Raw genomic sequence first — 9,927 nt, 5'->3', positions numbered from 1 at the left:
GATGGCGGATGCCCAGGCGACCCAGGCGGGGCCCAGGTAGTTGGCGGCGGTAAAGGCGATCAGGGGGGCGAAGACGCCGCGCACTCCTGTTAGGAAGGAGTGCACGCTCTGGTATTCGATGACTTTGTCGGCGGGTGCGAAGCGGGTGGTCCAGAGGGACCAGATGATGTTTCCTCCGGCGCGTGCCACGCCATGGAGGGCGATGCCGATGCACAAGCCGACCATATTTCCACCGAGGTAATAGACGAGGATGCCGGCAAGGAAGAACAGGTTGACGGTGGCACGGACGCGGTAGAAGGGCATGCGATCGAAGATCGATCCCCAGGGGACGACGCAGACGATGAAGGCGAGCATCGGGATGGTGCTGGTGATGAGCCCGACCTTGTCGGCTCCGAAACCATATCCGTAGCGGGGATTGCCGATGTATTCGACGAACAGCGACCAGCCGATGAGGTTGCCGAGACCGAGCAGCATCCAGACGATCAGCAACTTCTTGAACGCGGGATTTTCGCCGACATGGCTGAAGGCATTGAACCACTCGATGCGATTGGACTTTCGCAGGTGGACGGGGGCCATCGAGACCACACAGAGGGCCATCAGCAGGCAGCCGGTGGCATAGCCGAAGTAGAGGGGAGAAAAGCCCTGACGCTCGATCCACAGTCCGCCGAGCCAGCCGAACAAGGCGGCGACACAGGCGCGGGTCAGGGCTGCGAGGGAGAAGAGGTGGCCGCGCTTTTCGTTGGAGTAGTGCTTGCGGTAGATCTGCGCCATCAGTGGCGAAGCCGAGGCGAGTGAGAGGTAGGCAATGCTTGTGCCGGCAAAGAAGGTCGTGGCGTTGTTCTGAGAAAAAGCGGCGACGACGAAAGCGGTCGAGGAGACGCACCAAAGCACCGCGGCGACCTTGTTGACGGAGTAGCCGTGGCGGCGGATGAACTGGACGATGAAGAGACTGAGCAGCAGACCGGCACTGCCGGAAGCGATGATCGCGCCCTTTTTCCATGCCGAGAGGTCGAAGTAGCGGATCGCGATGTAGACGGCGAAGGTGCTGAAGGCGGTTTCGACGAATCCCTGTGGCAGGGAGCGCGCAAGCTCGAGTTTGAAGGTCCGCGGCTGTTGGGAGTAGTCCTCGGCGACGGCTTCGGTGGATGAGGGTTCGGCGGGCATGGCTGCGTGTTATTCGGACGCAACGGAAGCGCTGTTCCAATGGGCGTGCATGGTTTCCACATCAGGGATGTCCAGTGGCCGGACGATTCGAAAGCCGACCCATTCGTTGTTGGAGAGATACCAGATGGACTTCGGATTTCGAGGGTCGCTGGCGTTCCATGAGGGGTCCGAGACGATGCGGGCGTCGGAGCGCATCGTTTCCGAGGGGTTCCTGTCGCGGTAGCTGCCGCCGCGGACAACGCGCTGGTAAGATCCATCGACAGGAATGCCGACGCTCCGGAAGTTGCTGGCGAGGCACCACTCGGCGACGTTGCCGTGCATGTCGTGGATACCCCAGGGGTTTGGCTTCCTGGTGCCGACCTTTTGATAGGAAAAACTAGAGTTATCGTAGTTCCAGGCGTGGTCGCCGAGTTTGGCCGGATCATCGCCGAATGAGTAGGTGGTCGTCGTGCCGGCGCGGCAGGCGAATTCCCACTCGGCTTCCGTTGGCAGGCGGTAGTAGTGGCCGGTTTGGGCGCTCAGCCACTCGCAGAACTTGCTGGCTGCGTGCTGCGACATTGCGATGGCCGGCCAGCCGGCGGCATAGCCTTCGCCCATCTCGAAGTGTCGGGCGTCGTAGGGCGGTGGTGGCTGGGAAACGATGTCGGCGAGGGATTTTCCTTTTTGAATTTCAGGAGGCTCGGTTGTGCCGGAGTTTCCGTCGCGGTTGGGGCTGCCGTCCCAGTTGCGCGGGATTCCGTTCTCCATGAAGGGTCGAAAGAGGTCCCAGGTCACCTCGTGCTTACCGATCCAGAAGGGGGCGATTTCGAGCGGTGGATTGGTGGCGGGTAGAGTGCCGCCCATGACGGGAAGCATCTCGAAGTCCGTGTCGCCCGCGAGCGGCACTGATTCGGTGTAGGGTTCCATGACCGGGTGGGATTCCCCGGCGGTAATCAGGGCATGGATCCGCTCGGTGACCTTGAAATACGGTGATTCTGGTAATTCAACTTCCGGCTCGGGCCCTGTTGAGATGGCGGGTGGCGTATCTTTGCGGGGAGTCGTCGGATTCTTCTCCTCCAGCTGATAGGAGAGGATGCGTTTTCCTCGGTCGGTGAGCTTGCGCTCTTCCTTGGCATCCCTGCAGGAGAAGAGGGCGAGCGAAAGAAGGAGGAGGCGTTTCATCGTCGACGCGGCGAGATTGCCGCAGTGACCTGGAATGGGAAAGGGGGAAACGTTGGCGTGCTTTGGGCTGGCACGACTCCGTGTTCGGTGGTGCCTGAGCTGCAAAAAGTGCTTCTGCGGACATGATTGAATGATTTCGGGCACGAAATCGTATACGTTTGCACCCATGAAGCCCCTGACGCGCCGCCAAACCCTCAAAAGCCTTGCTGCTTATGCGACGATTCAGATCGTACCCAGCCGGGTGCTCGGGCTCAATGGGCAGACGCCTCCCTCCGAGGAGCTGACCCGCGGGATCATTGGCTGTGGTGGGATCAGTGCGGCGCATTTGAAGATGCCGGGTCGGCTGCTTTCGCTGTGCGATGTGGACAGCAAGCACCTGGCCCAGCGGATGGCCGACTGCAATGGTGAGAAGAACGGGGTGACGCCCTACCATGACTACCGCGAGCTGATTGCTCGTGAGGACATTGACATCGTCCACATATGCACACCGCCGCACTGGCATGCCTTGATGGCGATTGATGCGATGAAGGCGGGCAAGGATTTGTGGACCGAAAAGCCGATGAGCCGGACGATCGGCGAGGGGGCGGCGATGGTGAAGGCGGCGGAGAAATACCAGCGCATGGTGCGGCTCAATACCTGGTTTCGGTTCAAGGATACGCTGTACGGATCCGGCATGCGGACGGAGCTCCTCAAGAGGATCACATCGAGCCGGATCCTCGGTTGGCCGCTGAAGGTCACCGTTTCCGGAGTGACAGGCTTTGATTGGAAATTCTTCTGGGTCGGAAAGACGAACCTCCAGGAGCAACCGATTCCTGAAGAACTCGACTACGACGCCTGGCTCGGTCCAGCGCCTCGCAAGCCCTACAACGCGCACCGTGTGCACCAGACCTTCCGGGGTTACTGGGACTATGATGGCGGTGGATTGGGAGACATGGGTCAGCACTATTTGGATCCCGTTCAGTATCTGTTAGAGAAAGATGAAACGGCCCCCATTGGTGTGGAGATCGATGCCGATCCGCAGGATGCGGATGCGGTCGGCACCTGGCGTCGGATCACCTTCACCTATGCGGACGGCTGCCAGATCGTGCTTGATGGTGAGAACCGCGACAAGCAGGCCGCCTACATCGAAGGGCCGAAAGGAAAGGTCTTCAAGAACTACGAATCCGACATTCCGGACTTGAGGAAAAAGATTCGGGAACTGCCGAAGTTGCCGCCGATGATCACGGATTTCCATGAAACGGTGCGCACGCGGAAGAAGTTCGCGCTGAATGAAGAAAACGGCTTCTGGTCGTCGACGATGGTGAATCTGGGGATCATCGCGCATCGGCTGAACAAGAATCTGAATTTTGACCCCGAGACGCTCACCTTTGACGATGCGGAGGCGACGGCCTTGGTGAATCAGCCGATGCGGGGGCCTTGGAAGTTATAGGAGGTGGCACGCCCGCGTACCGCAACGCGGGGGTCTGTTTGTTGTTGGATGGGCTATTGCTTGGAGGGTGGGTCTTCGAACTCTTCATGCCGTAGGGTTTGGTTTTTGATGGGCCACACCAGTGTTGAATATGAGTTCATCCTTTGAGCGACGGGGGCGTCGCTTCTCCAAGCGCGGCTGGAAAGCCGCCTTGCCCACCCATGGCGCGTGGTAACGCGCCACTCCTTGCTCCGTCGTTCCAAAATCCGTTCCGCTCCTGCCTAGCCATTTCCCGGCTGTCGTGATATCGCGGCGCTCGGCGGATGGATGAAAAACCGAAGAGAAGCTTGCCCGATTGGATGCGGAACCGGCTGAGCGACGATCAGCGTTTCGTGGCCCTGTGCATGCTGGGAGGTTTGCTGTGCGGTTTGGTGGCGGTGCTTTTTCATCTGGCGATTCACCATCTCTTCGAGTGGCTGTGGCATGAGGCGTCGAATCGGGAGCCTGTCGAGTTCATTGCCATGATGCTGATCGCGCCGACTTTGGCAGGGCTGTTGGTGGGGATCGGGGTGCAGTTTTTCGCCCCGAACGCGGCGGGAAGCGGCATCCCACAAACCAAGGCGGCGTACTACAATCAAGGGGGGAAGATTTCCTCGCGAACGGGCGTGTGGCGCTTCGTGCTGGGGGCCTTGTATGTGGGTCTGGGAAATAGTCTGGGTCGGGAGGGACCGACGGTTCACATCAGCACGGCGATTACTTCCCGGATCGGCCGCTGGGCCTTTCGTGATCCGGCGCGGGTGCAGTCGATGGCTCCGGTCGGCATGGCGGCGGGAATCGCGGCGGCCTTCAACGCGCCGCTGTCGGCGCTGACTTTTGTGTTTGAAGAGTTGCTCGACAACTTTTCGATGAAGGCGCTTGGCGGGATGGTGGTGGCGGTGGTGGTGGCGGCGGCGGTTTCGAGGACGCTGTTAGGCGAGGATCCGGTGATCACGGCGAAGATCGCGGTCGATTACAAGACATCGGCGTGGATGCTGGTGGCCCTGCCGCTGGGAGTGGCGGCGGGCTTGATCGGGCATCTTTTTGTGCGCTGCACGCTGGGATTTCGTGGATGGTTCAAGACGCGGCGCTGGCTGCCGATGTGGATCCGACCGGCGACGGGTGGGCTGTCGTGCGGGATTCTTGGCATGGGGGCCTACTTTCTGACCCGCGAGATGGGCGACGCCCAGAATTCGGTGTTCAGCATCGGTTATGACAGTCTCGAAGCGGCTTTCGAAAACAATCTGACGATGAAGATCATCGCGGTTTTGTTCGTGATGAAGTTCCTCGCCGTGATTCTGAATTACGCGACGGGTGGTTCCGGTGGATTGTTTTCTCCGACCTTGTTCCTGGGTGGGATGCTGGGAGCGCTTGTCGGTGGGGGTTTGGCAAACATTCATCATCTCGGTGAGTGGATTCCTGCGTTCCCAACCGACACCAAGGTGATCGGAGGATGTGTTTTGTTGGGAATGGGTGCGATGTTCGCCGCGGTGGTGCGATGTCCTTTTACTTCGCTGATCATCATTTTTGAAATGACCGGCAACTACTCGCTGATCCTGCCGTTGATGGCGGGGAACATGCTTGCGTGGCGGATTGCGAAGCGGCTGCAACCGGTCAGCATTTACAATGCGCTGCTGCTGCAGGATGGGGTGACTTTGAGGAAGCTGCCGGCTTATCGCGGGGCGCAGGATTACCGCAAGCTTCCGGTGCAATCGATCATGACTCATGAGATTTTCACGCTTGAAGCGGGCGAAACACTGGCCTCAGCGATGAAGCGGATCGCGAGTGAGCGGAAGCGTTTCCATGCTTATCCCGTGATCGATGAAGGAGGTCGGCTCGCGGGTGTGATCACGGGTCACGAGTTGGCGGAATCGGCGGAGACGATGACGGTGGGTGAGCTCTTGACCGATCAGCAGATGCTTTCGGTAACGACGGATACCTCCATTCGCGACGCGGCAAACCGGATGATTGCGCGGGATTTCCAGCAAGTGCCGGTGGTGAGTCCGGCGGATCCGAAGAAGCTGATTGGCTGGCTGACCTTGAACGACATCGCGCGCCAGCAGAATGCGGTGGAGGGGTGATTTTGGGGAAATGGGTCAGCCTGAAGCTCAGGAGTTTTTACTGGCTGGCGGGTTATGAAGGCGCCGCAGGATTGGAAGGCGTGACCACAGGAGAACGGCGATCCCAACGCCGGCGAGATTGGAAGCCAGGTCAACCCAGTCGTCCCATCCTCCGAGGTGGTCGGTGAGTTCCGGGATGACCTCGGCGAGCATGGCCAGGGTGAGGGGGAAGGGCCACAGGGAACCGCGGCCCGTTGCGGCGAAGAAGATCAGGGTGAAGCCCGTGAAGAGCACCACATGGGCGGGGCCGAAACGCTTGTCGATTTCGCGGAGAAAGCGGTGGAAGGCTCCTGAGTCGCGGGTTTCGTTTTTAGCCTTCTGTTCAGCTGGGACAGGGAAGCGGGGAGTTTCTGAGGAGGCACGATTCGGAAGATCCCGGGTGGTTCTGTTAGATATTGGTGAGGAGGGGTCCTGAGCTGAGGATTCAGCGGATGGCATGGTTTGCCCGACGGCGAAGTGATGGGGAAGTGGGCGCAGGAAGACCTTGGTTTGCGGAAACACAAGGAACCAAGCGGAGATGACCAAGACGGTCGCTCCTGCCAGCGACCTTCCCCGTGATGGTCCAGTCGGATGGCTCCGAATCAGACTGAAGCAGAGTCCGATCCAGCCAAGTACGATGAACGCCGTTGCTGCGGGAATCCAGCCTCGTTGGCGGACGGCATGTATGGAAAGGTCGCGGACTTCGAGTCGCCCGGAGTTTCCGAGCATCTCGATCGCGAGACCGTAGGCCTGCATGTCTGATGTGAGCTCTTGAACGACTTCGAAGCTTTTCCATTCGGAGTTCCCCCAGCCGGCGAAGACCTCGCAGCCGCCGGCGGGGTGGGATTTATTTCCGCTGGAGTCCTTCATGAAGGCAGCCATGCGGGCCTTCATGAAGGTTTGATTGCCGAGTTCGACGTCTTGCCAGCGGGCTGTGCAGCGGATGTGGATGTATTCAATGTTCTGGAGGTCGTCGAACCAGACGTGAACACCTTCGGTTTTTTCCGCTGTGCTGGCACGTTCGAGGATGAGGACCGGTTTGCCGTTCTGAGTCTCGATCTGGTGGGTTTGGCTTGCCCGGCTCTTCCATCCGACGAGTGGATCCGACAGTCGGGTCTCGGGAAGCACGCCGGGCTCGATAACGAAGCGCCAATGCCAGATTGCAATGCAGGCGGCGACGAGAAGCACCATGGCCGCAAGATGGATCAGGCTGCGCTTCATGCCGTGAGGCCCGCGGATTGTTCTGCGCCGGCACCGTAGTTGGCGCACGGATTTTCGAGATGTGAGTTCATCACCCTGTTGGAGGGTTAGCGCTCAAAGGGCTGGGGGGACATCAAAAAGGCCGCCGGAGCGAATCCGGCGGCCTACTTTGAAATCCGAAAGTTTGCGGACTCAGCCAGCGAAGTTTTCGGCGACGACGTCCCAGTTCACGACGTTCCAGAAGGCGGCGATGTAGTCCGGGCGGCGGTTCTGGTAGTTGAGGTAGTAGGCGTGCTCCCAGACGTCGAGTCCGAGAAGCGGCTTACCGGAACAGCCGGCGATGGCTTCACCCATGCAGGGGGTGTCCTGATTGGCGGTCGAGCAGACGGCGACGCTGCCGTCGTCCTTTTTCACCAGCCAGGCCCAGCCGGAGCCGAAGCGGGTCATGCCTGCGTTGGCGAAGGCTTCCTTGAAGGAGTCGAATGAGCCGAAGGCCTTGTCGATGGCTGCGGCGAGTTCACCGGAGGGAGCGGAGGCACCGCCGGGGGCGATGACCTTCCAGAAGAAGCTGTGGTTGGCGTGGCCGCCACCGTTGTTACGAACGGCGCCGCGAATGCCTTCGGGCACGGCGGAGAGGTCAGCGACGAGTTCGCAGATACTTTTGTCTTCAAGGCCGGTGCCAGCGAGGGCGTCGTTGAGTTTGCCGACGTAGGCGGCGTGATGCTTGTCATGGTGGATCTCCATGGTCTTCGCATCGATGTGGGGTTCGAGCGCGTCGAAGGCGTAGCCGAGGTCAGGTACGGAATGTGGCATGATGGGGATTGGTTTGGTTTGCGTTTGGGGGCCGCGACCTTTAGTCCAGTCGGGCGATTGCCCCGCGCCACGATGGCCCGGACCCGGCGGTCTGCAAGGAACAATCCCACCATGCTCGCATTGACATCCGAAGACCTCGCCCCCCACCTGCCCTGGATCATCGCCGCGCTGGTCGGCCTGCTGGTCGGCTGGCTGATTACCTGGCTTTCGGGGAGGCCGGTGCGGAGTCGCTTGGAGGAGCAGCTGAAGGCGGAGTCGAGGCGGGTGACGGATTTCGAGGCGCGGCTGGCGCATGCGACTGGTGCCCAGCAACAGGAGGAGCGGGAGGCGTCGGGGCTGCGGGAGAAACTGGCTTCGCTGACGGCGCGTCTCGAAGAAGAAGCCAAAGCGGCGAAGGAGAAGCAAGCGCTGCTCGATCGGGCGGAAGAACGACTTTCCGACACTTTCAAAGCGCTTTCGGCCGATGCGCTGAAGGCTTCGACCGATCAATTTTATAAAGTCGCGAGGCAATCCTTTCAGGCTCAGCAGGATGAGGCGAGGGGCGAGCTGGAGAAGCGGCGGACGGCGATCGAGCAGATGGTCAAGCCAGTCACGGAAACGCTGGGCAAGTTCGAAGGGCGGATCGGCGAGATCGAGAAGGCGCGGGTGGGGGCCTACAGCGAGCTCAAGGAGCAGGTCAAACAGATGGCGGAGGCCCAACTCGGGCTGCAGCGTGAAACCGGACAGCTGGTCAAGGCGCTGCGCCAGCCGACGGGTCGTGGTCAGTGGGGGGAAATGCAGCTTCGCCGCGTGGTGGAAATGGCCGGCATGCAGGAGCACTGCGATTTCACCACGCAGACGACCAGCACGACGGATGAGGGGAAAAGGCTGCGTCCGGATCTTGTCGTGAGCTTGCCGGGAGGAAAGACGATTGTGGTCGATTCCAAGACGCCGATGGATGCTTATCTGGATGCGATTGACACGAATGATGATGCGGAACGGGCTGAAGCGATGAGCCGTCATGCGCGGCAGGTGCGGACGCACATCAGCCAGCTTTCGTCGAAGAACTACACCGCGCAGTTCGATGCCGCTCCGGAGTTCACGGTGCTGTTTCTGCCGAGTGAGGCCTTCTTTTCGGCGGCGCTGCACAGCGATCCGGGTTTGATCGAGCGTGGAGTGGAGAACAATGTGATCCTTGCCACACCGACGACGCTGATCGCGCTGCTGAAGGCGGTGGCGTACGGTTGGCGTCAGGAAACGCTGGCGGAGAACGCGAAGGAGATCTCGCTGTTAGGCAAGACGATGCACGAGCGTCTTTCCACGCTTGCCGAGCATTTCATCAGGCTGGGCAAATCGCTTGATCATGCCGTGGGTCACTACAACTCGGCGATCGCGTCTTATGAAACGCGGGTGCTGACAACGGCGCGGAAGTTCGAGGATCTGGAGGTGGTCGCGGAAGAGAAGAACCTGGCAGACATCGTTCCGGTCGAGAAGGTGGCGCGCTTGCCGCTGGTGCAGGCTGCGGAGGAGAAGCTCGATCCCGATACGAAGAAGAAGGCGGTTTCTGCCGCGGACGCTTTGCGGTCGGCCCTCGGAGAAGGGTGATGGCGACAATTCAGATCGTGGCCGTCATTGACGTGGGAACGGGATTCGCCAGACTGAAGCCATGATGAAAACCCTTGCTGCCCTCGTTTCGTTCCTTTTTCTCAACACGCTTGCCATGGCCGATTCCGAATTCCGACACGTTGTTCTTCTGAGTTTCAAGGAAGATGCCACTGCTGAAGACATCACCAAAATCGAGAAGGCCTTCGCGGCCCTGCCTGATCAAATCGAGGCGATTCAGGATTTCGAGTGGGGAACGAATGTCAGCCCGGAAGGCAAGGCGAAGGGCTTTACCCATTGCTTTCTCGTGACCTTCAAGGACAAGGCGGGGCTTGAAGTTTATCTACCTCACCAGGCGCACAAGGACTTCGTTACGATTCTCAAGCCGTCACTCGAAGACGTGCTGGTGATCGACTATGTGGCGAAGTGAATGGTGGGTCCGTCGTTCGTCAGAATGGTCAGGGT

At 60.0% G+C, this 9,927-nt stretch carries 8 protein-coding genes; 4 read left to right on the top strand and 4 right to left on the bottom strand.

Going from position 1 to position 9,927, the window contains the following annotated elements; translation table 11 throughout:
* On the bottom strand, positions 1-1,164 hold a 1,164-nt coding region (locus WBG04_RS21740), incomplete at its 3' end, for a hypothetical protein (RefSeq protein WP_424316946.1).
* 9 nt (positions 1,165-1,173) lie between these two features.
* Positions 1,174-2,325, bottom strand: coding sequence for a formylglycine-generating enzyme family protein (locus tag WBG04_RS21735; RefSeq protein ID WP_424316944.1), 1,152 nt, complete (start codon positions 2,323-2,325; stop codon positions 1,174-1,176).
* Between the two features lie 166 nt (positions 2,326-2,491).
* Between WBG04_RS21735 and WBG04_RS21730 the strand changes: the two genes are divergently transcribed.
* Entirely contained in the window at positions 2,492-3,754 is a 1,263-nt protein-coding gene (locus tag WBG04_RS21730; RefSeq protein ID WP_424316942.1) for a Gfo/Idh/MocA family oxidoreductase, read from the top strand.
* A gap of 338 nt (positions 3,755-4,092) precedes the next feature.
* Complete coding sequence (locus WBG04_RS21725; protein WP_424316940.1) at positions 4,093-5,850, top strand: chloride channel protein; 1,758 nt, start codon at positions 4,093-4,095, stop codon at positions 5,848-5,850.
* A gap of 27 nt (positions 5,851-5,877) precedes the next feature.
* Here WBG04_RS21725 and WBG04_RS21720 read toward each other — a convergent pair whose 3' ends face one another.
* Positions 5,878-7,089, bottom strand: coding sequence for a hypothetical protein (locus WBG04_RS21720; protein WP_424316939.1), 1,212 nt, complete (start codon positions 7,087-7,089; stop codon positions 5,878-5,880).
* Positions 7,090-7,260: 171 nt separating this feature from the next.
* A complete protein-coding gene (locus WBG04_RS21715) occupies positions 7,261-7,881 on the bottom strand; it encodes a superoxide dismutase (RefSeq protein ID WP_424316937.1) in 621 nt (206 codons plus the stop codon).
* Between the two features lie 111 nt (positions 7,882-7,992).
* Between WBG04_RS21715 and rmuC the strand changes: the two genes are divergently transcribed.
* Both rmuC and WBG04_RS21705 read left to right on the top strand, forming a co-directional pair.
* Entirely contained in the window at positions 7,993-9,465 is a 1,473-nt protein-coding gene (gene rmuC / locus WBG04_RS21710) for a DNA recombination protein RmuC (RefSeq protein WP_424316935.1), read from the top strand.
* Between the two features lie 61 nt (positions 9,466-9,526).
* Positions 9,527-9,892: a Dabb family protein gene (locus WBG04_RS21705; protein WP_424316932.1), complete on the top strand. Its 366-nt coding sequence runs from the start codon at positions 9,527-9,529 to the stop codon at positions 9,890-9,892.
* Positions 9,893-9,927: the final 35 nt, after the last annotated feature.

It is taken from the genome of Haloferula sp., from assembly GCF_049672945.1.
GTDB lineage: Bacteria > Verrucomicrobiota > Verrucomicrobiia > Verrucomicrobiales > Akkermansiaceae > Haloferula.
Note: the sequence above shows the minus strand (reverse complement) of the source record. Positions and strands in the feature narration are given on the sequence as shown.